The following is a 22,865-nucleotide window of genomic DNA, read 5'->3' as shown; positions in this document are numbered from 1 at the left end:
ACTAATTTAGATTTGACACAAAAAGTAAATATATTTTGGTTTCGAAGAGATTTAAGGCTTCACGACAATACGGGTTTTCAGAATGCCCTAAAAGGAAAATACCCCGTACTTCCAATCTTTATATTTGATACAGAAATAATTAGTGAACTTCCTAAAGACGATGCCCGCATTACATTTATTTTTCAAACCCTACAAAGTTTGCGCGCGGAATTACAAAAGCACGGCAGTAGTCTAGCAATCTACCACGGAAATACTAAGGACGTTTTTCAAGGAATAATCTCAAAATTTGGAGTTCAAAATGTAATTACAAATCACGATTATGAACCTTATGCGAGAGATCGTGACCAGCATATAGAAAAATTTCTAAGCCATAATAAAATCAAATTTCACACTTTTAAAGATCAGGTGCTTTTTGAGAAGAATGAAATTGTTAAAGGTGACGGTACTCCTTACCTCGTTTACACTCCATATATGAAAAAATGGAAAGCGCAGTATAATACGGAGTTTGAAGGTGAGATATTAAATTCAAAGAAACACTTTAAAAATTTATATCAAAATTCACGTTTACCAAATCTTTCATTAAATGATATCGGATTTGAGAAGTCTACAATTAAAGTTCCAGATTACTCCATAACTCCATTAACCATTCAGCAATATGAAAACAAAAGAGACTTCCCGGCTGAAGATGCTACTTCACATTTAGGAATTTATTTGCGATTTGGTACGGTAAGTATTAGAGAAATAATGAAGAAGGCTACAGCCGAGAAAAATGAAGTTTTTTGGCAAGAACTAATTTGGCGTGAATTCTTTATGCAAATCTTATGGCACTTTCCTGAAACGGTGGAAAATGCCTTTAAAAAGAAATACGACAGAATTAAATGGCGAAACAATGAAGTTGAATTTCAAAGGTGGAAAGAGGGGAAAACTGGTTATCCTTTAGTAGATGCTGGCATGCGACAGTTAAACACTACTGGTTATATGCATAACCGCGTAAGGATGGTTGTAGCAAGTTTTTTGTGTAAGCATCTATTAATAGATTGGCGTTGGGGAGAGGCGTATTTTGCCGAAAAATTATTAGATTACGAACTTTCTAGCAACGTTGGGAATTGGCAGTGGGCAGCAGGTTGCGGTGTAGATGCAGCACCCTACTTTAGAATTTTTAATCCTACAACACAGATTGAAAAATACGATAAAGATTACAAGTATATTAAAAAGTATGTTTCCGAATTTGAAACTGCCAAATACCCCGAGAAAATAGTCGACCATAAGGTAGCTAGAGAGCGATGTTTAAAAGTGTATAAAGCTGCTATTTCATAAGTTTTTCTCCTAAGATTTTTTTCATTTGTTAAAAAAAAGGTAAATCAAGACTAATTTTGTGCTATTCTACACAATTTTGCTACTCTTGTGCAGTTAATGAAGGCAAGCAAACAAACTTAAAGACATGAAAAAAATTTTATTATTAACTATTCCACTATTTCTGTTCAGCATAAGCGCAAATGCTCAGGATTCTGTTCAAATTGAAAAAAACACCCTTAAAAATCAAATGACCGATGCCTTTGATAAAAGTAACAGTTATCAAGAGTACAAGGTAATTAAGAAAACCCAACTAGCAACTTTAAAAAGAAACATTTTAGATTCTGTTTCTACGCTAGAGCAAAAAATTACAAGTTTAGAAAGTGAAATAAAAAATCAGAATACTGAAATTGACTCACTAACTCAAAACTTAAATCAAGTTCAAGAAAACTTAGCGGCTTCTAAAGAAAAAGAAGACGGAATCGAATTATTTGGAATACTTACTTCCAAAAGCACCTATAATACCATTATGTGGTCTATTATAGGAATTCTGCTTTTAATCTCAGGCTTTTTATTCTATAGATTTTTAAACAGTCATAAAATTACTAAAGCGGCTCAATTAAAAATGGCTGAATTAGAGATTGAATTAGAAGATAACCGTAGAAATAGTTTAGAACGCGAGCAAAAATTACGTAGAAAACTTCAAGACGAAATCAACAAGAACAGGAAAGTTTAATTACTTTCCTTTCTTGTTATTTTAGCTCCAATAGCTCTTAATCTTTCATCAATATTTTCGTAACCTCGATCTATTTGTTCGATGTTGTGAATAACGCTTGTACCTTGTGCAGAAAGCGCTGCAATTAATAACGATATTCCTGCGCGTATATCTGGCGAAACCATTGTAGTTGCCTTTAAATTAGACTGGAAGTTATGTCCGATTACTGTTGCACGATGCGGGTCGCAAAGAATAATTTTTGCACCCATATCTATTAATTTATCTACAAAAAACAAGCGGCTTTCAAACATCTTTTGATGAATAAGCACACTTCCTTTTGCTTGAGTACAAATTACAAGAACAATACTCAATAAATCTGGCGTAAATCCTGGCCATGGTGCATCGGCTACAGTAAGGATAGAACCGTCAATATAACCTTGAATTTCGTATTCTTCTTGCGATGGGATATGAATATCATCCCCTACCTTATTTAATGTAATACCTAGTTTGCGGAAAGTTTCAGGAATAAGCCCTAAATTTTCCCAACTTACATTTTTAATGGTTATTTCACTTCTTGTCATTGCCGCAAGACCAATCCAACTACCAATCTCAATCATATCTGGTAAAACACGATGATTACATCCACCAAGTTTTTCTACCCCTTCAATCTCTAGTAAGTTTGAACCAACACCTTTAATCTTAGCTCCCATCGAGACAAGCATCTTACAAAGTTGTTGTATATAAGGTTCACAAGCAGCGTTGTAAATTGTAGTTGTTCCTTCAGCCAAAACTGCAGCCATTATAATATTTGCAGTTCCAGTAACTGAAGCTTGGTCTAAAAGCATATAAACTCCCTTTAAACCTTCTGGAGCTTCTACTCCATAAAAGCGCTCTTCCCTATTGTACCTAAATTTTGCACCTAATTTAATAAACCCATCAAAGTGAGTATCTAATCGTCTTCTTCCTATTTTATCGCCACCAGGTCTCGGAATATATCCTTTTCCAAATCTAGCCAATAGCGGACCTACAATCATGATAGAACCGCGAAGAGAGCTACCCTCTTGCTTAAAAAGTTCAGACTCTAGGTATTTAAGGTTAATATCATCTGCAATGAATGAATATTTTCCTTTATCAAGTTTTTCAACTTTTACTCCTAAATTACCAAGTATCTGTATAAGCTTATTAACATCTAGAATATCTGGAATATTCTCAATAATAACTTTTTCAGGAGTTAATAATACTGCACAAAGAATTTGTAAGGCTTCATTTTTGGCACCTTGAGGGGTTATTTCGCCCTTTAGTTTATGCCCACCTTCTATTTGGAAACTACCCATAAATAAAGATTGGAAATTTAGTGACGCTTTCGGTTGCGATTATTAGAATTCGATTTGTAGTTTTTCTTATTTGAACTTGAAGATGAATAGCGCTTTTTAACTTTTAGTAAGTTTGATGCATCGCTTAAGTCTTCATCACTATTTTTAAGATTGATTTTCCCTTCTGAAAGCTCAAAAAGGTGTCCGAAAATCACATCATCTTCAACAGTGTCTTTATTCCAATTAAGGAAACACTTTTTCATGTGGTTTGCGATAGTTATGATTAAACCATCTTTTTTATCCCCATCTTCCCAGCTGTTAGCAACATCTATCATCCTTTTAATATTGTTCCCGTAGAATCGGTACTTTGGATGATTCTGCGGATAACTTAAAGGTTCTGGTCTTTCCAATAACTCCTCTCTGGAAGGAATTGGATATGGAGAATCAACATCTAATTTAAAATCAGACATTATAAAGAGTTGATCCCACAGCATCGGTTGAAAATCTGGAACATCGCGAAGGTGAGGGTTTAAATTACCCATAACAGCAATTATACTTTTTGCCATTTTATTGCGTTCTTCTTTGTCTTCGGTAGCAATAGCCTGATCGACCATTTTCTGTATATGGCGACCGTATTCAGGTATTATTAATTTTGGACGCTCTGTATTATACTCTATCTGTGAAACTTCTTGTATCAAATTTTTAATATTAGGGGAGAGAATTATTTTACTTGGAAAGATTGAAAAATCATTTCACTTGCAAATTACTAAAAATTAAAGTGAAATTACACCTTCAACCTTAGAAACTTCAAGATATTTTTCTACAACTTCTTCTGGTGAAGACATAGTAACTCTTATCGATATACTTGTATACGTGCCTTTTGAAGAATCTCTTGTGTTAATCGCAGCATCAGTTTTATCAAAAACCGCACGTATTTCTGCTATCTTTTCAAGATTTGCAGGTACTACAAATTTATAGAGGTATGGTGAAGGCCAAGTAGTGTCTTCTTTAAGTTGCTCTTTTAAACGTTCGTAAAACTCTGTAGTCTTTTTATCTTGACTCATTTATATAGTAAGTAGTTGGGTGAACTGCAAAGATACACTTTCACCACAAATAATTATTTACTTACTTTGTATAAAATTATAACTTTTGAAAACAAGAAGAATTGTAATTACTGGTGGGCCAGGCTCCGGAAAAACCTCTTTGATAAAGTATTTAGAAGATAAGGGATATAAAGTAAAAGAAGAAATCTCCCGAGAAGTTACAATTCAAGCTCAAAAAGAGGGTATTGATCAACTTTTTTTGGAAAAACCCATCCTATTTAGCCAAAAACTGTTAGAGGGAAGATTAAAGCAGTACCTAGAAGGAAATGACTGTGCTGACAAAATTCTTTTCTACGATCGCGGTATGCCAGATGTGACTGCTTATATGGATTTTGTAAATACCGAATACCCTGAATCATTTTCAAAAGCCTGTATTGAACACCGATACGATGAAGTTTTTTTATTACCACCTTGGAAACAAATCTATAAACAAGACAACGAACGCTATGAGTCTTTTGACCAAGCCGAAGAAATATTTCAATTTCTAAAAAAAGGTTACACTAGTTTCGGTTATAAAATTCACGAAGTACCAGTAGGGTCAATTGAAGATCGCGCTCACTACATTCTTAGAAGCTTAAACGAATAGGTATTTAAAGTAAAATCTTTATTCCTCACATATATAAATAGTTATTTATAACTTAGTACATAATAAACTTCGTCAATTTGACAAATGTCCACGACATCTTAGAAAAATATTGGGGTTATACTTCCTTTAGACCAAAGCAGGAAGATATAATTAATTCGGTAATAAATGGAAGGGATACCGTGGCTTTGTTACCTACTGGCGGGGGAAAATCTATATGCTTCCAAGTTCCAGCAATGGCCATGGAAGGAATATGTATCGTAGTTTCTCCCTTGGTAGCACTAATGGGAGATCAAGTAAATTCACTGAAGGAACGCGGTATAAAAGCATTAAACCTAACGGGGGGAATTTCATTTTCTGAATTGAATACACTTTTAGACAACGCCCTTTATGGAAAATATAAGTTTCTATATCTTTCTCCTGAAAGGCTGCAACAGGAAGTAGTTCAGAATTACATCAGGCAAATGAATGTGAACCTAATTGCTATTGATGAAGCGCACTGTATATCGCAATGGGGAAACGATTTTAGACCTGCCTACAAAAACATAACAATTCTTCGTGAAATACATCCTTTAACTCCTATTATTGCACTTACTGCAACAGCGACAACAGAGGTTTTAAAGGATACTATAGCAGAATTAAAACTCGAACAACCTGAGATATTTAAAAACTCATTTGTAAGAAAAAATCTTTCCTATCAGGTTTATAAAGAAGAAGATAAACTTTATAAGGCAGAGCAATTTTTAAAGAGCAATACTGGCTCAGCAATTGTTTACGTCAGAAACCGAAAAGGAACTATTGAAATAAGCGAACAACTAAATAGCTTAGGAATCACTGCAACATATTATCACGGAGGAGTTTCCACTAAGGAAAAAGCTAAAAAACTTCAATCTTGGCGACGAGGTGAAGTGTCGACTATGGTAGCGACAAATGCCTTTGGAATGGGGATAGACCAACCCAATGTTCGCTATGTAATTCACTTACAAATTCCAGAAAGCATTGAAAGCTATTTTCAAGAAGCAGGTCGTGCGGGACGCGATGGTAAGCTTGCAACAGCAGTTTTACTCTATAATGATTCCGATAAAATACAGGTACAAAAACAATTTATAGAATCACTTCCTTCCGCAGCAGATTTAAAAAAGATATATCGGAAACTCAACAATTTTTTCCAGATATCTTATGGTGAAGGAGAGTTCACAAAGCACAACTTTGAGTTTTCGGAGTTCTGTAAAACTTATAACATCAACCCTCTTCTTGCGTATAATGCTTTAAACAATTTAGACCGATTAGGTATTATTCAACTATCACAAGAATTTGGACGAAAATCCACCATTCAGTTTTTAATTTCTTCAGAGCGTTTATTAAGCTATTTTGACAAAGACATCACATCTTCAATAATTGGGAAAACGATTTTAAGAATTTACGGTGGAGTTTTTGAAATGCCTACTTCCATTAATTTAGAACTTATTTCATCAAAAACTGGGCAATCTATCGATACTGTTATTTCAACTTTAAAAAAGTTAGAACGCGATCAAGTGGTAGAATTGTCTTTACAAATTACCGATGCTACTCTTACTTTCCTCGTTCCAAGAGAAGATGATAAAACTATTAACGTTATCTCACGGGATGTAGAAGCTTTAAATAGAAAAAAGACCGCTCAGGTAAATTCGGTGTTAAATTATATAAGCGACACAAAAACCTGTCGGAGTGTTCAATTAGTAAAATACTTTGGGGAAACAACCTCAGAAGAATGTGGAATTTGCTCAAATTGTAATTTATCCTCGCCACAAGCTTCTAACAAAGAATTAAAAAACATTGCTGTACAAATACTAGCTTTGCTTGAAGGAAATGATTTAAGTTCGCGTGAAATAACAGAAAAACTTACTTTTGCAGAAGACACTGTTTTAAAAGTAATCCGAATATTACTGGATGCTGAAAAGATAAAAGTGAGTACTAAAAACGAATATTACATACCTTAATTTTGACTTTATAATTAAAATATCTAGAACATCCTATTGGAGTTTTTTAGATATCTTCTTTATATATAATTACGTCATTAAACTTATTATAGAGATTTAAAAATGCCAAAAGATTTAAGAATAGTATTTATGGGAACTCCAGATTTTGCGGTTGGAGTTTTAAAAAAAATGGTTGAAGCAGGAAGAAACATCGTTGGTGTAGTTACGGCAGCAGATAAACCTGCTGGAAGAGGACGAAAACTAATGGGGTCGGCAGTAAAAAACTATGCTGTTTCAAAAGGATTGAAGGTTCTACAGCCCACTAATTTAAAGGACAAAGATTTTTTAAATGAACTTGAAGAACTACAAGCAAATCTTCAAGTAGTTGTTGCTTTTAGAATGCTTCCAAAAGTTGTTTGGCAAATGCCTGAATTGGGCACTTTTAATCTTCACGCATCACTTTTACCGCAATACAGAGGAGCTGCGCCAATTAATTGGGCCATTATTAATGGTGAAAAGAAAACAGGTGTAACCACCTTCTTTATAGATGAGAAAATCGATACTGGAGCAATAATAGCAAATAGTGAAGTTGATATAGTGGATGATGAAAACGCCGAAACTCTTCACGATAAATTAATGGATGTAGGAGGTAAACTAGTTTTAGAAACGCTTACCTTAATAGAAAAGGGTAATGTTAATCCAAAAAAGCAATCTAACAATAGCGACCTTAAAGAGGCACCAAAGCTCACACCAGAAAACACTCAAATAGATTGGAACAAACCAGGGAAAGAAATTGAAGCATTTATTAGAGGTCTTTCCCCCTATCCTGTTGCTTGGTCTGTATTACATAATAATAATGAAGAGCTAAAAGCTAAGCTATACTCAGCCAAATACGAAAACGCAGATCACAATCAAGAGTCAGGAAAAATTGAAACCACAAAAAAGGAAATAAAAGTTGCTTGTAGTGATGGTTACATTTTAGTGAAGGAGTTACAGCTTCCTGGAAAGCGAAAAATGGATAGTGCATCACTTTTAAATGGTTATTCATTCGATGCAAATTCAAAACTGTCGTAAACCCTCGTAAACACTGATTTGATTAAATTTTAATTAAAAACAATCAAGTTTATTAACAATCGACCAAAGTTATTAACAATATAGTGGATTTACTGCGTGGTTACTTGCTTGAACGGATAATCCTTTTAAATTTGTAGAGCAATTAATCGAAGTTTAACCAACAATTTAATTTAAAAAAAATTATGAATAAATCTGATTTAATCGATGCAATGGCAGAAGATGCCGGAATCACTAAAGCTGCTGCTAAGAAATCTTTAGAATCTTTCTTAGAAAATGTTCAAAACTCACTTAAGAAAGGTAACCGTGTATCTCTTGTAGGATTCGGTTCTTGGTCAGTTTCAAAAAGAGCTGCTAGAGAAGGAAGAAACCCTCAAACAGGAAAAACCATCAAAATTGCTGCTAAAAACGTAGTAAAATTTAAAGCTGGTTCTGATTTACAAAATAGCGTAAATTAATTGTAAAAAATACTTTACAAAATTTAAAACCTTCTTTTCAATTTATTTGATAAGAAGGTTTTTTTATTGGTCTGATTTATAGTTTATTAGTAATTCATTCTTTTTTATGAATAATAATGAGTTAATCATAATTATACTTTGGTTTGATTAAATTTTTGGCATTCTTAAATTAATTACTTAGCTTTAATAAACCAAATAAAAACTAATGACCATAATTAAACCCGAAAAAGGCCATCTATTAATTGCGGAACCATCTATTATAGGTGACGTTTCCTTCAATCGTTCTGTCGTTTTATTGGCAGAGTACAATGAATCGGGTTCTGTTGGTTTTATTCTCAACAAGCCATTAAAACACAAGCTTAGAGACTTTATCCCAGAAATTAAATCTAAGCTCACCGTTTACAATGGCGGACCTGTAGAACAAGACAACCTTTATTTTATTCATAGTATTCCAGACATTATTCCGGAAAGTATAGAAATTTCGAAAGGCATTTATTGGGGTGGCGATTTTAATGCAATCTTAGATTTACTTAAAGAAGATAAATTAAACGAAAATCAAATCCGTTTCTTCTTAGGATATTCAGGATGGGAGGCCGACCAATTAGACCAGGAGTTAGAAGTACATAGTTGGGTGGTAGTCCCAAATACTTACAACAGTGAGATAATAGGAAAAACCAAAGCCAATTTTTGGAAACAAAAAATGATCGAACTTGGAGGCGATTATATTTTATGGTCTAACGCTCCAGAAAACCCTACTTACAACTAATTAGTTGTTACCCATTCATTCAATTTTTGCAATAAAACTTTTGCAACTTTATCTTCAAAAATCTCTTCCTTATACCTAGATACAGGAACAATTCCTTGAATAACATTGGTTATAAAAATTTCGTCTGCGTTATGTAAATCCATAACCGAAATAGACGTTTCTTTTATCAAATATTCTGTGTTGCTTTGTACAATAGCAATAAGTTGCTTTCGCATTACACCATTTAAACATCCTTCATGGATTGGAGGAGTTATAATAGTTTTCCCTGAAACAATAAATAAATTACCGTTTAAAGCCTCTACCACATTATTCTTTTCGTTTAAAAGAAAACAGTTATCAAAACCATTATCCTTAGCAAAAACACTACCTAAAACATTAATTAATCTATTGTTCGATTTTAAAGTGGAAAGCTCTCCTGAGGAAACTAAGTGTTCGTCATAAGCCCCTATTATATATGCTGCAGTATTCGATGGATACATTTGTGAAGCTAATGGTTCAGCCATAATTGCATATTCAACCTCATTGCTAAAAGGCGTGTATTTTCCTCCAGTCTTACGCCAAACTAATAACTTTACTCTATATGAGGAGTTTATAGATGCCTGTGCAGCTATAGTTCTTGAAATTTCTTGTTTAAGAAAGTTGCTAGAAAAATTTTCTGCACCTTCCAATTTCAGAATTTTCAATGACGATTTTAAACGTAGAAAATGGTCATTCCAAAAGTAAATCTTTTCATTTCCATAACGCATAGTTTCAAAAACAGCATCACCATAATGCAAGCCTCTATTATTAATTGTAATAGAGGCATCATGTTCTTTTACTATTTTACCATTTAAGTTTATCATATAAAAAACCGTCTTAGCTATAAGACGGTTCTAAAATAATATATTTATTGCGGTTTTAAGCAGATCCTAAAATCTGTTTAAGGTTTGAAACCATATTTTCCCAAAGCATTTTTCCTTCTTCTATTTCATCTTCTTCAGCGTAGTCTGTTATCATAAGCGAAACGTCTTTAGTAATTTCGTCAACTTGTATTCTAAGTTCGAAATAAAACTCCTCCCCTTCATCTTCCAACCATCTAAATTTAATGCGTTCAGGGCTTTTTTTGCTTAGTAACTTAGCCTTCTCCTCGCTACCTTCCCAAATAAAAGTATAGAATTCTCCACGTGAGTTTACGTTGTCTGCGTACCATTCTGATAACCCAGAAGGTGTTGAAATATATTGATATAATAATGGTGGAGATACCTGAATAGGGAATTCCATTTCATATTTAATTTTGTCTTCCATAGCACTATATTTGTTGCTGCCCAATATATATATATTAATTATAATCCCGAAATATTCGTTTAAAAAATTTATAAGATTAAGTTATAAAAAAAATGAAATAAATTTGAGATAAAATTTGCGTCAGTTTATTTTGTTACTATCTTTGCAGCCGCTTAGGCCTTTTGGCTGTAGCAAATTTAGATTAAAATCTAAAATGGCGAGGTAGCTCAGCTGGTTAGAGCGTCGGATTCATAACCCGGAGGCCTCGGGTTCAAGTCCCGATCTCGCTACAGAGGTTAATACTCAAATTTAAACGGTTAGATTTATTTCTAACCGTTTTTTTATGAAATCGACTTTTGGATTTAGTACCTTAGAGCACAGAATTGGATACGATTTGGAACAAACTATTCTAAATGATAATTCTTAAAATCACACCTATCTATAATGTGCTACGAAACCGCCCTCACAAAAAAGAAAAAGGAAGTAAAAGAAAACTTTAAAAAAGACTTTGCTAATCCCGAACAATACGAGATTTACTACCATCGCTCTGGGTTTACTAATCCCAATCTTCAAATTGTTAAAATGAATGAACCTAACACTATTTATCCGGCTGAATGGGGATATGTACCTAGTTGGGGAATAAGAGATATCACAGCGTTTAGAAAAAAATACAACACCTTAAATATAAAGTCTGAAACCCTATTTCAAGGGGTATCCAAAGAAGCTGCTTTCGAGAACCGCTGCCTAATTATAGCCGATGGTTTTTTTGAGCCGCATAAAACTGCAGGAAACTCTATTCCTTACTTCTGTTATATCCCAACCGATAAATATAAAGATAACCGTGATTTGTTTGTATTTGGTGGGATTTATTCTGAAGTAAATAATGAAACAAATCAATTTACCTGCTCCATACTTACTATGGAAGCGAATTCTTTCTTTACTGAGGTTCACAATATCAAAAAAAGACAACCTTTTGTACTTGATGAAGGATTGTACAGCGAATGGTTTAATCCTGATTTAAGTGAAGGAAATGTATTAGAATTAATTAAAAACGGCTTTACATCAAAGGAATTTAAGGCTCATCCTGTAAGCACAGATCTTTATAAACGGAATTTAAACACAAATAAACCCTATATTATTGAGGAGGTTCCGCCCCCAAATCTATTGTTTTAAAAAAATATTCTTTTCTAATACTAGCGATATTCAGGGTTCTTAAACTCCCAACGTACCCCATCATCCCAATCATTTCTAGAATTTCCATAGTTAGAGTAACCATTATTCGATTTTAACATTGAAGCTAGGTGAAGTAGATTATAAGTCATAAAAGTAGTATTCCTATTGGTAAAATCGTTTTCAAAACCCACGGGTTGCTTCAGTTTTTTACCCTGCCATTCGGTATCTCCATAACTAGGCCCGGGACCTACCTCTCCTATCCATCCACAGTCGGCTTGCGGAGGTATAGAATACCCTATATGTTGGAGTGAATACAGTATTCCCATTGCACAATGTTTTATACCATCTTCATTGCCTGTAACTACACACCCACCAACCTTTCCATAAAACAAGTATTGACCTTTATCATTGGTTTGACCACTCATAGCGTAAAGTCTTTCAATAAGTTTTTGTGCTATTGAAGATTTTTCTCCCAGCCATATTGGTGTACCTACGATAAGAATATCTGCATTAATGATTCTTTTAAACAACATTGGCCAGTCATCTTTATCCCAATTATGTTCCGTCATATCAGGATACACCCCAGAGGCAACTTCAAAATCTACCAATCTTATTTCATCTATTTTAACCTTTTCCTTTGTCATTATTTGTTTTGAAACATTTATTAATGAATCAGTATGACTAGGTTCTGGAGTTTTTTTTAGTGTACAATTTACATAAATCGCACTCAAATTGGTAAAGTCTGGAGATTTCATAAAACAGCTTTAATTGATTCTGTTATAAGTTACAACATGTTTTTTAAATTAGCATGACATCATAGAAATTCCACTATCTAAAACTTTAAATAACATTCAAACATTTGGAAAATAATTCTAAGAATTTTTACCAGCAAAAGTATGCGTTATGGGATATAGATTAGATAGCTATCAGTGAGTTTTGCTAATAAGTATTAGAACTAATCTTCGGCACCATGAATTATAATATTTATAAAAACCAAAAATCCCGCTGAATAAAATTTCAGTGGGATTGTTGATATACCTACGTAAAGTAGTATTAATCTATTCTGCTAAAAAACTTTCTAGTTCCGAATAATTCATCATAGTTTGTTCTCCTGTTTTCATGTTTTTAAGGGTAAAGGCTTCAGCTTCCATTTCCTTTTCACCTGCTAAGATTGTAAATGGGATATTGCGCTTATCGGCGTACCCCATCTGTTTTCCCATTTTTGCCGAATCTGGGTATAACTCAGCTTTTAGATTAGCACTACGCAATTTTGAAATTGTTTTCATGGCATACAACGCTTCTTTTTCACCAAAGTTTAGGAAAAGCGCTCTACTATTTTCAGAAATGGTTTCTGGAAAAAGATTTAACTCTTCAAGCACAAGATAAGTTCTATCCAAACCAAAAGAAATTCCCATCCCACTCATGTCTTTTAAGCCAAATATCCCGGTAAGATCATCGTATCTTCCGCCACCGCCTATACTTCCCATTTTCACTTCTTTGGGAGCTGCTACTTCTAAGATAGCACCTGTGTAATAGTTTAAACCACGCGCTAAGGTTACATCTATCTGTAATGAAGCAGACTTTAAACCGAGCGTTTCAATATTTCTTGTGATAAACTGTAACTCTTCCACTCCTTGCATTCCTGTTTCAGATTCAGACAGCATTACGCTTAGGGATGTTAAATTTTCATCATTGTTTCCTGAGAAAGAAAATAAGGGTTGCAATTTGTTTAAGGCTTCTTCAGAAATTCCTTTTTCACGCATTTCTTTTTTTACGCCTTCCTCCCCTATTTTGTCAAGTTTATCTAAAGCCACAGTGAAATCTATCAGTTTATCTTCTGCACCAATAGTTTCTGCTATACCGCTTAAAACCTTACGATTGTTTATTTTAATATTTACTCCTTTTAGTCCAAGTTTGGTGTAAACAGCATCATAGAGCTGTACAAACTCCACTTCTTGCCAAAGCGATTTTGAACCTACAACATCTGCATCGCACTGATAAAATTCGCGAAACCGTCCTTTTTGAGGCCTATCTGCACGCCATACAGGTTGAATTTGGTAACGTTTAAAAGGAAAAGTAATTTCGTTTTGATGTTGAACAACATAGCGAGCAAATGGAACTGTAAGATCATAACGCAAGGCTTTTTCAGAAATCTTAGCCGTCATTTTAATGCTATTTTTTTCAGAATAAAGCGCATCGTCTACTTTTGAAAGGTAATCTCCACTATTAAGAATTTTGAAAATTAAACGATCTCCTTCTTCACCATATTTCCCCATTAAGGTATCACTGTTTTCAAATGATGGGGTTTCAATAGGCTGAAAACCATAAAGAGAAAATATTTCTTTTATAGTATTAGTAATATAGTTACGTTTAGATACTTCTTCAGGAGTAAAATCGCGAGTACCTTTTGGAATAGACGGTTTCAAAATAGATTATAGATTTTAGATTTTAAAAAAAGAGAAGAGAAAAGAGATAAAAGAATAAAGAGAAAGATGGTGAGAATTTTAAACAAACAACCAAACTTATAACTCATACCTCATAACTCATAACTCATAACTTAAAGAAGCAAATATCTTAAATAATAGTAACTTTATCCAACTTTTGCCGTCTAATGAGAAACTCAAACTAAAAATATGTTTTCACTCTTTTGGGAAAATGTTCGAATTGCACTTGGCTCTATTAAAGGTCAGCTGCTTAGAACAATATTAACTATCGTAATTATCGGTATTGGTATTTGGGCCCTTGTAGGCATTTTAAGCGCCGTAAAGGCATTGGAAAACACCATATCTGGCAATTTTGCCTCTATGGGTGCCAATACTTTCAATATTCAACGATACGAATTTGAAGTACAAAGCAATAGAAGCGGCGAACGCGAAAAGGTAAATCCTATAATTAGCTACAACAACGTTCGTGAATTTTTAAATAAATATGAATTCCCACATACAAAAACTTCGCTTTCATTTTTAGGTACCGCCGGCGCCGAGGTAAAATTTGGCTCAGAAAAGACAGATCCAGAAGTAAGAGTTTATGGCATTAACGAAAACTATCTTGAAACCTCAGGTACAGAAATAGAAAAAGGAAGAAATTTTACATTTTTTGATGTTGAAAACAACAATAAGGTGTGTATCATAGGTTCCGATTTTATGAAAAGTCTTTTTAAGAATGAAAACCCTATTAATAAAACAATTAGCATACGTGGAGTTAAGTTTAAAGTTATAGGCTTATTAGAATCTAAAGGCTCTACATTTGGTAATAATCAAGATTTAAGGGTTTTGATACCCGTTCAAGTTGCTCGGAGTATGTACACTCAGCCTAACATTAATTACAATATTAGTGTAATGGTTGGCGACAAACAGTATATGGAAGCAGCTCAAGATGAAGCAATAATTACTTTCAGAAACATACGCGGACTTAGTCCAGTGGAAGAAAACAACTTCGGTCTTGAGCGCAGTGACGATTTAATAAATAGGATTGCAACCATGACGGGGTATTTAGAAATTGCCGCATGGATAATAAGTATCATCACAATATTGGGGTCGTCAATAGCTCTGATGAATATTATGCTCGTATCTGTAACTGAGCGTACTCGGGAAATTGGTGTCCGTAAGGCATTAGGAGCCAAACGATCAACAATTTCTACTCAGTTCTTTATGGAGACTATAGTAATTGGTCAGTTTGGAAGTATTCTCGGGATTATTCTCGGAATCCTAACCGGATATGGCTTTGCAAAGGCTTTCGATTTTGATTTTACCTTACCTTGGACTGCAATGATTTGGGCTACAATAATAACCTTTATAGTAGCTGTTATTGCAGGCTCCTACCCTGCTTCAAAAGCTGCACGTTTAGATCCTATTGAGAGTTTAAGATATGAATAAGTAAAACCCTAAAATAAGAAAAGCTCCAAATCTCAAAATCAAACTTCTGAAATTTGGAGCTTTTAAATTTGAATATTATTCTTTCAATAAGTCGCTAAAATAAGTATAAAGTTCACCTTTTGTAATAACAGCCCCTTGTTGAATTAGAATAAAAATATCTTTATTTCTATCTTCTTTAATTGCTTTAGTAGAAGTATACAAGCTTACAGCATCGTCGTGTAAATTTTGCTGAAGCCATTTGTAGCCGTATTCGGTTGTAATATCAACCTCTTCCTTATCAATTTTTATTGCGACCAGCTCCATAAAAGCATCGGTAATATGAAAAAGCATTAATTGCTTAGGCGAAATGTGCTCTAGATATTTAACTTTATTAAGCACACCTTCCCAAATTAAGTCGCTAAAAACATCTAACTCTTCTTCAGCTACTTCAGGTTTTTCAACTTTTAACTTAGCCCATTCGTCTGCAGTAATCGACTGAGTAGCAAGAAAGTTAATAAACTCCTGGTGTAATTCTTCAAATTGTTCTTTTGTTAATCTGGCGTATTTCATTTTTGGTATCTGTTATCTATGGTAATTGAAAACCTATTTCCAAATAAAAAGCCTTCCTCAAACTGAGAAAGGCTTTTTTATATTCAATTGAATAAATTATTTTGCTTCCGCAACAACTTCAAAAGCGAAGTTGCTAATCACATCTCTGTGGAAACGGATAGTTGCTTCGTAAGGTCCTGTACGCTTAATAGCTCCACCGGCAATCATGATGAATTTCTTCTCGATAGATACACCTTCTTTTTCAAGTGCTTCTGCAAGATCAGCGTTGTTTACTGAACCGAATAATTTATCACCTTCACCAGTTTTGGCAGAGATTTTAATTTCAAGTCCGTTTAATTTCTCAGCCTGTGTTTTTGCTTCATCAACTATTTTCTGTTCTTTAAAAGCGCGTTGCTTTAAAGTTTCAGCAAGTACTTTTTTAGCTGAAGGAGTAGCAAGTACTGCATGTCCTTGAGGTATCAAGTAGTTTCTTCCGTAGCCGTTCTTAACAGTTACAATATCATCTGCAAAACCCAGATTTTCTACGTCATTCTTTAATATAAGTTCCATAATAGGTTCTGGTTTTTTATTTTAATAGATCGGTTACATATGGCATAAGTGCCAAGTGGCGTGCTCTTTTAACTGCAACTGCAACTTTTCTTTGGTACTTCAATGAAGTTCCAGTAAGTCTCCTTGGTAAAATTTTACCTTGTTCGTTTACAAATCTTAATAAGAAATCTGCATCTTTATAGTCAACGTATTTAATACCTGACCTTTTAAACATACAATACTTCTTAGTCTTGTTTGTTTCTATATTAAGCGGAGTAAGATATCTGATCTCTCCGTCTTTTTTTCCTTTTGCTTGTTGTTGTAATGTTGCCATAATTTAAGCTGATTTTTTATTGCGATTTCTTCTCTTCTCTGCCCAAGCAATTGCATGCTTATCAAGGCTTACAGTAAGGTAACGCATAAAACGCTCATCCCTTTTGAATTCAGTTTCTAATTCGTTTACAGTATCACCTTCTACAGTGTACTCAAACAGGTGGTAAAACCCACTTTTTTTCTTTTGAATTGGGTAAGCAAGTTTCTTCAAGCCCCAATTTTCCTTGGATATCATCTTAGCACCTTTAGAAACAAGAAAATCTTCGTATTTCTTTACTGTCTCCTTTATCTGATCTTCAGATAAAACGGGATTTAAGATGAAAACAGTTTCGTAATGATTCATAAAAAATCTATTAAAATTATTATTAAAACTCCTTGACTTCCTGCCAAAGAGGGTGCAAAAGTAATACATTATTTGGTTTAATCAAACCTATTTTTAAATAGAATTTAAAGAAATGCCCCAAAAATCTTCAAGTTGATACTCTTTACTAAAGTTTTTATATACTCAACATATTCTAAATTTCAATAATTATCCACATCTATATTAATACGTACACTTGAAAAATCTTTAATCGTATTAAAACTACGCTGTACATTATTAATGAATTTCTTACTCTTACTTAAAGACTGATCCTTAGGAATTTTTATGAGGATATTAATAATATACATATTCTTAATCCTTCCTATTGGTGGAGGTTCAGGACCTAAAACATTTTCTTTAAACGGAACTTGTAGTGCTTGAGCAAACCAAGCAGAAGCTTTTTGAACTTTTTTGAAATTCTTGTCTTTAAAAACAATTTTTATAGTTCTATAGTATGGAGGATATTTAAAATTGTACCGATCTTCTAATTGCTCCTTATACATCTCGGCATAATCGTTAACGCTAACTTGCTTTAAAATTTGATGATACGGATTATACGTTTGTATTAAAACTTTACCTCTTTTTTGTGTACGCCCTGCCCTACCCGACACTTGTTGAAGTAATTGAAAACTTCGTTCGTGAGCTCTAAAATCTGGGAAGTTTAAAAGATTATCTGCATTCATTACCCCTACCAAACCTATATTTCTAAAATCTAACCCTTTAGCCAGCATTTGAGTACCCACTAATATATCTATTTCTTCGTTTTCCAGTGCTTCAATAAGTTTTGAATACGCGTGTTTTCCCCTGGTAGTATCTTGGTCCATCCGTGCGATTTTATGATTCGGAAAAAGTGGTTTTAACTCGTTTTCAACCTGTTCGGTTCCAAATCCTTTTGTGTCTAGCGTTTCACTTCCACAAGCTATGCAACTTAGCATCATCGCTATTTTGTATCCGCAGTAATGGCAACGCAATTGATTTTTATATTGATGAAAAGTAAGACTTACATCGCAATTAGGGCATTGAGGCGAAACACCACAAGTTGTGCACTCTACCACTGGCGAATAACCTCTTCTATTTTGAAAAAGAATAACCTGCTCCCCATTTCCTAACGTTTCACGCATTTCTTCCAGCAGTCTATCACTGAAAAGCCCCGTCATTTGCTTTTTTCGGCTTTTCTCCTTTATATCTACCAATTCAATTTCAGGCATTAGTACGTTTCCGAAACGCTTTTTTAGCGTAACTAACCCAAATTTCCCTGTTTTAGCATTGTAATAGCTTTCTAAAGATGGTGTTGCAGACCCCATCAAAACCTTTGCTTTGTGTAGTTTTGCTAATACTATAGAGCTGTCTCGAGCATTATAACGTGGTGAAGGACTGTATTGCTTAAATGATGCTTCGTGCTCTTCATCTACTATTATGAATCCTAGATTCTTAAAAGGCAAAAATAATGATGAACGTGCACCAATAACCACTTGTGCTTTTGGCTTTTCATTTAAAATATTATTCCAAACCTCTACCCTTTCATTTACTGAAAATTTTGAATGGTAAACAGCTATTTTTTCTCCAAAATATTTTTGAAGTCGAGTAATTAATTGTGTAGTCAATGCAATTTCAGGTAGCATATATAAAACCTGCTTTCCCGTAGCTATCATTTGTTCTATTAAACGAACATAAATTTCAGTTTTCCCACTAGATGTAACTCCGTGAAGTAACACAACATCCTTTTCAGCAAAAGTAGCTTTAATCTCTTGATAAGCTGTTGTTTGTGCTTCGCTTAACTCCTTAATAGCTGTGGTAACTTCACCAGAAAACTCTACTCTATCTTTTTGAATAAAATATTCTTCTAAAACTCCTTTATCGATAAGTGATTTTAAAGTGGAAGCCGAGGCATTACTTTTCTTTTGAAGTGCTACAGTTGTAATCGGCTTTTTTGTTTGACTACTCAACACAAATAGATTCATAAGCACTTCGCGTTGTTTTGGAGCGCGACTCATCGAATCTAAAAGTTGACGTAAATTCTCTTCAGAAGTATATTCAGGTGAAAGCTTTACATAGCGAACGAGCTTTGGAGTGTATTGTTCGTAAACGGTTTCTTCAACATCAACAACTTTTATATCTATTAATTTATTAATAACAGAAACCACATTTTTCTTATCTAGAATAGAGCGCACCTCATTTATGTGTAATGAAGTTTGATTTTGAAGCGCTTCGAATACTAAGAACTCTTCATCTGTAAGTGATTTTTCCTCTATATTAATTTCGGTAGAAAGCTTAATCATTGTTTCACTTTCCAATAAAAAAGCACTTGGTAAAGCAGCCTTAATAACTTCCCCTAGTGAACACATATAATACTTCGCAATCCACTCCCAATGCTTTAACTGATGAGTTGTAATTATGGGGTTTTCATCTAAAATATGATCTATAGACTTAGTTTCGTAACCTACCGGAGCTTGATCGTGAACTTGATAAACTATTCCTGTAAAAACTTTTGACTTTCCAAATGGGATAGCTACACGCATACCCGGTTGCAGAAACGCCGCCTCATCCTTATTTACACTATAGGTGAAAGTTTGTTTTAAAGGAATAGGAAGAATAACATCTATAAAAAACAAGTGGAATAATTATTAGATTAATATTTGATTTGAAACCACAAAAAAGACCACCAAAATGGTGGCCTAAAGATACTGTTTTTATGATTTTTTAATTCACTCTAGACCAAGTTTGTGTTCTTCCTAAAAGTGAGAAACCAACATACCCACGTACGTCAAGCTTATTTGCTCCATTTAATTTAATATAGCTTTTATAAACTTTCCCGTTTAAGGGGTCCATAATAGTTCCGTCGTTATATTCATCGCCATCTTTCTCAAGGCCTTTAAGTATTACAAGTCCTTCTATTGGCTTCCCCTTATCTGCTCCTGGGCATTTATCGCATACTGCATTTTTCTTAGCAGGGTTTAAAATTTCGACTATTTTACCATAAACTTTACCGTTTTGCTTATAGATTTCAACAATAGATTTTGCTTCCCCTGTTTCGTCGTCAATAGTTTTCCATTTTCCAGTTACATCTTGAGCCGAAGCAGCAAATACAGTCATTAAAGCTAATGAGAGAGTTAAAAATATTTTATTCATAATTTGAAGAGATTAAGTTATTTTTTAATTTTTTCTTTCAGCTGCTTAATTGAAACATTCAACTCAAAACCCAGCAGCAAAAGGTTTGCGTTTATCCAAATATATAACATCAATATTAAAAGTGCACCAATAGAGCCATATAACTCGTTATAATTTGAAAAATTATTAATATATATTCCAAAAAAATATGTGGTTAACAAGAACAACACTGTAGTAACTACGGCTCCAATGGAGAAAAAGCTAGAAGACTTCCCTTCTTTAGTACCATAGTAATACAAGGTCGCAATTACGACATAGATCATAATTAGGAATACAAGAAATTGAAAGAACTGAATCCAAAACAAATCATTATCGATATAAGCTCTAGATTGGAAGTCGCGAATAATAAATTCTCCATAAAGGATAACCCCTACTGAAGTTAACAACAACAATGCCAAGAAAATAGCAACACTTAGGGCTACAAGGTATTGACGGAAAAAATTTCTATTTACAGATACGTGAAATGAGTACTCAAATGCACTAAATATAGCATTCACCCCATTTGCTGATAAGAACAGCGATAGTACAAACACAAACGACAGCAAACCAGAGCGTGGGTTTACCGCAATATCTGCAATAATAGGATAGAAAAACTGAGTGGTTTGCGGAGGCAATAAGGCTTCAATAAAAATTAAAAACCGCGTTTGAAACCCATCTATAGGGATATATGGAATAAGGTTTAAAAGTAAAAGTAAAAAAGGAAATAATGCCAAAAAAAAACTATAAGCAATAGAACTAGCTCGCGGCGAAAAGGAACCTTTTACAATACCATTTACATAAATTTCTAATAAATGATATAGTGAAAACTGGCCTAATCCTGGGAGTTTTATTCTTTTTGTTACATCAACCAATTCCCGTATTACAGGAATTTTTATTTCCTTTTCTTGGTTTTCGCTCATTTAACCGCTTTTAGGCTAAGATCCATATTATAAACCGAATGCGTTAACGCACCACTTGAAATATAATCTACACCACATTCTGCATATTTTCTGACTGTTTCTAATGTAATTCCTCCACTAGATTCTGTTAAACACTTACCGTTAATTAGTTTTACAGCCTTACGAGTATCTTCGTAATTAAAGTTATCAATTAAAATTCTATAAACCCCATCACTTTGAAGGATTTCTTCAATCTCAGCAAGATTTCTTGCTTCAACAATTATTTTAAGATCAAAATGATTTTCTTTTAAATATGCTTGCGTTTTTTCAATAGCCTTAGTAATACTTCCGCAGAAGTCGATGTGATTATCCTTTAGCATTATCATATCGTATAACGCAAAGCGATGGTTCTCTCCCCCTCCTATCTTCACAGCCCATTTTTCTAATGCGCGAATTCCAGGTGTGGTTTTACGAGTATCTAGAATTTTAGTATTAGTGCCTTCCAGAAGCTTAACATATTGATTTGTTTTAGTTGCAATTGCACTCATACGTTGCATAGCATTCAAAACCAATCTTTCAGCTTTTAAAATTGATTGTGAATGTCCTGAAACATAGAAACACACATCTCCATATTTTACTGGAGCGCCGTCTTTTATATTTACCTCTACTTCAAGACCTGGGTCAATATATTCAAATACTTGTTTCGCAAAATCTATCCCTGCAATAATACCTTCGTCTTTTACCAAAAGTTTAGCCGAACCGGTAGCATCTTCTGGAATACAGGCTAATGAACTATGATCGCCATTCCCTACATCCTCACGAATTGCATTTGCGATAATGATATCTATCTCTTTGTTGAATTGTTTTTCTGAAATCATAGCTTAAAATTTTAGCTAAAATACTTTAAAAAGTTATAAAGTCGAAGTGAGAAGTAGGAAGAGACACCTATTATCTTTGTATTTTTGAAATCTGAAAACTTTTAGATGAAAATTACACTACTTACAATAGGGAAAACCGACAATAAACAGTTACAATCCTTAATGGATGATTACATCAAAAGGTTGGGGTTTTATATTCCATTTGAATTGGAAGTAATTCCAGATATTAAAAATGCAAAAAAATTATCTGAAGCCCTTCAAAAACAAGCGGAAGGTAATGAAATTCTAAAGCGAACAAATACAGCTGATGTTTTGATTCTTCTCGACGAAAAAGGAAAAACATATACTTCTGAAGAATTTTCTCAATTTTTGCAAAAGAAAATGAATAGCGGCCTAAAAAATCTAATTTTTGTAATTGGCGGCCCTTATGGATTTAGTGAGGAGGTATATAAACGTGCGAATGGAAAAGTATCACTTTCTTCAATGACTTTTTCTCATCAAATGGTAAGGTTATTTTTTATTGAGCAACTATATCGCGGGTTCACAATTTTAAGAAATGAACCGTATCACCATAAATAGTGAGACTTAAAATGTGAGAC

At 33.8% G+C, this 22,865-nt stretch carries 24 protein-coding genes, 1 tRNA gene and 1 pseudogene; 11 read left to right on the top strand and 15 right to left on the bottom strand.

Features of this window, described 5'->3' with window-relative positions:
* Nucleotides 1–12 precede the first annotated feature (12 nt).
* Nucleotides 13–1,317 carry a cryptochrome/photolyase family protein gene (locus tag K8344_RS09550; protein WP_237608473.1) on the top strand — a complete coding sequence of 435 codons (1,305 nt, stop codon included), beginning with the start codon at nt 13–15 and terminating at the stop codon, nt 1,315–1,317.
* 124 nt (nt 1,318–1,441) lie between these two features.
* Nucleotides 1,442–2,029, top strand: coding sequence for a hypothetical protein (locus K8344_RS09545; RefSeq protein ID WP_237608472.1), 588 nt, complete (start codon nt 1,442–1,444; stop codon nt 2,027–2,029).
* On the opposite strand, the gene murA is transcribed toward K8344_RS09545, so the two are convergent.
* From murA to K8344_RS09530, 3 genes are all read right to left on the bottom strand, one after another.
* A complete protein-coding gene (gene murA / locus K8344_RS09540; RefSeq protein WP_237608471.1) occupies nt 2,026–3,342 on the bottom strand; it encodes a UDP-N-acetylglucosamine 1-carboxyvinyltransferase in 1,317 nt (438 codons plus the stop codon). The two genes, K8344_RS09545 and murA, sit on opposite strands and share 4 nt — an antisense overlap.
* Nucleotides 3,343–3,359: 17 nt before the next feature.
* On the bottom strand, nt 3,360–4,019 hold the full coding sequence (locus K8344_RS09535) for a DUF4290 domain-containing protein (RefSeq protein WP_237608470.1): 660 nt from the start codon (nt 4,017–4,019) through the stop codon (nt 3,360–3,362).
* A gap of 75 nt (nt 4,020–4,094) precedes the next feature.
* Nucleotides 4,095–4,385 (bottom strand): DUF493 family protein, encoded by a 291-nt coding sequence (locus K8344_RS09530; RefSeq protein WP_237608469.1) that lies wholly within the window; start codon nt 4,383–4,385, stop codon nt 4,095–4,097.
* A gap of 85 nt (nt 4,386–4,470) precedes the next feature.
* Between K8344_RS09530 and K8344_RS09525 the strand changes: the two genes are divergently transcribed.
* The 5 genes and pseudogenes from K8344_RS09525 to K8344_RS09505 all read left to right on the top strand — a co-directional run bounded on the left by K8344_RS09525 (nt 4,471) and on the right by K8344_RS09505 (nt 9,260).
* Nucleotides 4,471–5,010, top strand: coding sequence for an AAA family ATPase (locus K8344_RS09525; RefSeq protein ID WP_237608468.1), 540 nt, complete (start codon nt 4,471–4,473; stop codon nt 5,008–5,010).
* Nucleotides 5,011–5,087: 77 nt separating this feature from the next.
* Complete coding sequence (locus K8344_RS09520) at nt 5,088–6,986, top strand: RecQ family ATP-dependent DNA helicase (RefSeq protein WP_237608467.1); 1,899 nt, start codon at nt 5,088–5,090, stop codon at nt 6,984–6,986.
* Nucleotides 6,987–7,088: 102 nt separating this feature from the next.
* A complete protein-coding gene (gene fmt / locus K8344_RS09515; RefSeq protein ID WP_237608466.1) occupies nt 7,089–8,039 on the top strand; it encodes a methionyl-tRNA formyltransferase in 951 nt (316 codons plus the stop codon).
* Between the two features lie 170 nt (nt 8,040–8,209).
* Nucleotides 8,210–8,494 (top strand): annotated as a pseudogene (locus K8344_RS09510) (HU family DNA-binding protein); the annotation flags it as partial.
* 205 nt (nt 8,495–8,699) lie between these two features.
* Nucleotides 8,700–9,260 carry a YqgE/AlgH family protein gene (locus K8344_RS09505; protein ID WP_237608465.1) on the top strand — a complete coding sequence of 187 codons (561 nt, stop codon included), beginning with the start codon at nt 8,700–8,702 and terminating at the stop codon, nt 9,258–9,260.
* Here the strand turns inward: K8344_RS09505 and K8344_RS09500 are convergent.
* Together K8344_RS09500 and K8344_RS09495 are read right to left on the bottom strand one after the other, a co-directional pair.
* Complete coding sequence (locus K8344_RS09500; protein WP_237608464.1) at nt 9,257–10,102, bottom strand: aminotransferase class IV; 846 nt, start codon at nt 10,100–10,102, stop codon at nt 9,257–9,259. The two genes, K8344_RS09505 and K8344_RS09500, sit on opposite strands and share 4 nt — an antisense overlap.
* 55 nt (nt 10,103–10,157) lie before the next feature.
* On the bottom strand, nt 10,158–10,544 hold the full coding sequence (locus K8344_RS09495) for an START-like domain-containing protein (protein ID WP_237608463.1): 387 nt from the start codon (nt 10,542–10,544) through the stop codon (nt 10,158–10,160).
* 195 nt (nt 10,545–10,739) lie between these two features.
* Here K8344_RS09495 and K8344_RS09490 point away from each other — a divergent pair.
* Nucleotides 10,740–10,813 (top strand) — tRNA-Met (locus K8344_RS09490).
* 154 nt (nt 10,814–10,967) lie between these two features.
* The gene (locus K8344_RS09485; RefSeq protein WP_237608462.1) at nt 10,968–11,696 is read left to right on the top strand and encodes an SOS response-associated peptidase; all 729 of its coding nucleotides are present in this window, start codon (nt 10,968–10,970) and stop codon (nt 11,694–11,696) included.
* A 20-nt stretch (nt 11,697–11,716) separates the two neighbouring features.
* On the opposite strand, the gene K8344_RS09480 is transcribed toward K8344_RS09485, so the two are convergent.
* Both K8344_RS09480 and hisS read right to left on the bottom strand, forming a co-directional pair.
* Nucleotides 11,717–12,451, bottom strand: coding sequence for a flavodoxin family protein (locus K8344_RS09480; protein WP_237608461.1), 735 nt, complete (start codon nt 12,449–12,451; stop codon nt 11,717–11,719).
* A gap of 303 nt (nt 12,452–12,754) precedes the next feature.
* On the bottom strand, nt 12,755–14,122 hold the full coding sequence (gene hisS, locus K8344_RS09475; protein WP_262913419.1) for a histidine--tRNA ligase: 1,368 nt from the start codon (nt 14,120–14,122) through the stop codon (nt 12,755–12,757).
* A gap of 207 nt (nt 14,123–14,329) precedes the next feature.
* On the opposite strand from hisS, the gene K8344_RS09470 reads away from it, so the two are divergent.
* A complete protein-coding gene (locus K8344_RS09470) occupies nt 14,330–15,571 on the top strand; it encodes an ABC transporter permease (protein WP_237608460.1) in 1,242 nt (413 codons plus the stop codon).
* Between the two features lie 75 nt (nt 15,572–15,646).
* Here the strand turns inward: K8344_RS09470 and K8344_RS09465 are convergent, their stop codons facing one another.
* From K8344_RS09465 to nadC, 8 genes are all read right to left on the bottom strand, one after another.
* A complete protein-coding gene (locus K8344_RS09465; RefSeq protein ID WP_237608459.1) occupies nt 15,647–16,120 on the bottom strand; it encodes a DUF6495 family protein in 474 nt (157 codons plus the stop codon).
* 96 nt (nt 16,121–16,216) lie between these two features.
* Complete coding sequence (gene rplI, locus K8344_RS09460) at nt 16,217–16,669, bottom strand: 50S ribosomal protein L9 (RefSeq protein WP_237608458.1); 453 nt, start codon at nt 16,667–16,669, stop codon at nt 16,217–16,219.
* Between the two features lie 16 nt (nt 16,670–16,685).
* Nucleotides 16,686–16,982 (bottom strand): 30S ribosomal protein S18, encoded by a 297-nt coding sequence (gene rpsR / locus K8344_RS09455; protein ID WP_073216777.1) that lies wholly within the window; start codon nt 16,980–16,982, stop codon nt 16,686–16,688.
* Nucleotides 16,983–16,985: 3 nt separating this feature from the next.
* Nucleotides 16,986–17,324 carry a 30S ribosomal protein S6 gene (gene rpsF, locus K8344_RS09450; protein ID WP_139854930.1) on the bottom strand — a complete coding sequence of 113 codons (339 nt, stop codon included), beginning with the start codon at nt 17,322–17,324 and terminating at the stop codon, nt 16,986–16,988.
* A 179-nt stretch (nt 17,325–17,503) separates the two neighbouring features.
* Nucleotides 17,504–19,954, bottom strand: a complete 2,451-nt coding sequence (gene priA / locus K8344_RS09445) for a replication restart helicase PriA (protein WP_237608457.1) — start codon at nt 19,952–19,954, stop codon at nt 17,504–17,506.
* Nucleotides 19,955–20,042: 88 nt separating this feature from the next.
* Nucleotides 20,043–20,471, bottom strand: a complete 429-nt coding sequence (locus K8344_RS09440) for a DUF2147 domain-containing protein (protein WP_237608456.1) — start codon at nt 20,469–20,471, stop codon at nt 20,043–20,045.
* A gap of 17 nt (nt 20,472–20,488) precedes the next feature.
* Nucleotides 20,489–21,409, bottom strand: coding sequence for a YihY/virulence factor BrkB family protein (locus tag K8344_RS09435; protein ID WP_237608455.1), 921 nt, complete (start codon nt 21,407–21,409; stop codon nt 20,489–20,491).
* Entirely contained in the window at nt 21,406–22,266 is an 861-nt protein-coding gene (gene nadC / locus K8344_RS09430) for a carboxylating nicotinate-nucleotide diphosphorylase (RefSeq protein ID WP_237608454.1), read from the bottom strand. The genes K8344_RS09435 and nadC overlap by 4 nt, the downstream gene beginning before the upstream one ends.
* Before the next feature lie 105 nt (nt 22,267–22,371).
* Here nadC and rlmH point away from each other — a divergent pair, with 105 nt between their 5' ends.
* Nucleotides 22,372–22,845, top strand: coding sequence for a 23S rRNA (pseudouridine(1915)-N(3))-methyltransferase RlmH (rlmH, locus tag K8344_RS09425; protein ID WP_237608453.1), 474 nt, complete (start codon nt 22,372–22,374; stop codon nt 22,843–22,845).
* The last annotated feature ends 20 nt before the right edge of the window (nt 22,846–22,865 follow it).

Source organism: Aequorivita xiaoshiensis (assembly GCF_022008395.1).
GTDB lineage: Bacteria > Bacteroidota > Bacteroidia > Flavobacteriales > Flavobacteriaceae > Aequorivita > Aequorivita xiaoshiensis.
The sequence above is the reverse complement of the archived record's forward strand: the minus strand, read 5'-3'. Positions and strand labels throughout refer to the sequence as shown.

Bases quoted from the DNA above. Each gene is read 5' to 3' on its own strand.
- K8344_RS09545 (WP_237608472.1), top strand. From the start codon at position 1,442: ATGAAAAAAATTTTATTATTAACTATTCCACTATTTCTGTTCAGCATA.
- murA (WP_237608471.1), bottom strand. From the start codon at position 3,342: ATGGGTAGTTTCCAAATAGAAGGTGGGCATAAACTAAAGGGCGAAATA.
- K8344_RS09530 (WP_237608469.1), bottom strand. From the start codon at position 4,385: ATGAGTCAAGATAAAAAGACTACAGAGTTTTACGAACGTTTAAAAGAG.
- fmt (WP_237608466.1), top strand. From the start codon at position 7,089: ATGCCAAAAGATTTAAGAATAGTATTTATGGGAACTCCAGATTTTGCG.
- K8344_RS09505 (WP_237608465.1), top strand. From the start codon at position 8,700: ATGACCATAATTAAACCCGAAAAAGGCCATCTATTAATTGCGGAACCA.
- K8344_RS09500 (WP_237608464.1), bottom strand. From the start codon at position 10,102: ATGATAAACTTAAATGGTAAAATAGTAAAAGAACATGATGCCTCTATT.
- K8344_RS09495 (WP_237608463.1), bottom strand. From the start codon at position 10,544: ATGGAAGACAAAATTAAATATGAAATGGAATTCCCTATTCAGGTATCT.
- K8344_RS09485 (WP_237608462.1), top strand. From the start codon at position 10,968: ATGTGCTACGAAACCGCCCTCACAAAAAAGAAAAAGGAAGTAAAAGAA.
- K8344_RS09480 (WP_237608461.1), bottom strand. From the start codon at position 12,451: ATGAAATCTCCAGACTTTACCAATTTGAGTGCGATTTATGTAAATTGT.
- K8344_RS09470 (WP_237608460.1), top strand. From the start codon at position 14,330: ATGTTTTCACTCTTTTGGGAAAATGTTCGAATTGCACTTGGCTCTATT.
- K8344_RS09465 (WP_237608459.1), bottom strand. From the start codon at position 16,120: ATGAAATACGCCAGATTAACAAAAGAACAATTTGAAGAATTACACCAG.
- rplI (WP_237608458.1), bottom strand. From the start codon at position 16,669: ATGGAACTTATATTAAAGAATGACGTAGAAAATCTGGGTTTTGCAGAT.
- rpsR (WP_073216777.1), bottom strand. From the start codon at position 16,982: ATGGCAACATTACAACAACAAGCAAAAGGAAAAAAAGACGGAGAGATC.
- rpsF (WP_139854930.1), bottom strand. From the start codon at position 17,324: ATGAATCATTACGAAACTGTTTTCATCTTAAATCCCGTTTTATCTGAA.
- K8344_RS09440 (WP_237608456.1), bottom strand. From the start codon at position 20,471: ATGAATAAAATATTTTTAACTCTCTCATTAGCTTTAATGACTGTATTT.
- K8344_RS09435 (WP_237608455.1), bottom strand. From the start codon at position 21,409: ATGAGCGAAAACCAAGAAAAGGAAATAAAAATTCCTGTAATACGGGAA.
- nadC (WP_237608454.1), bottom strand. From the start codon at position 22,266: ATGATTTCAGAAAAACAATTCAACAAAGAGATAGATATCATTATCGCA.
- rlmH (WP_237608453.1), top strand. From the start codon at position 22,372: ATGAAAATTACACTACTTACAATAGGGAAAACCGACAATAAACAGTTA.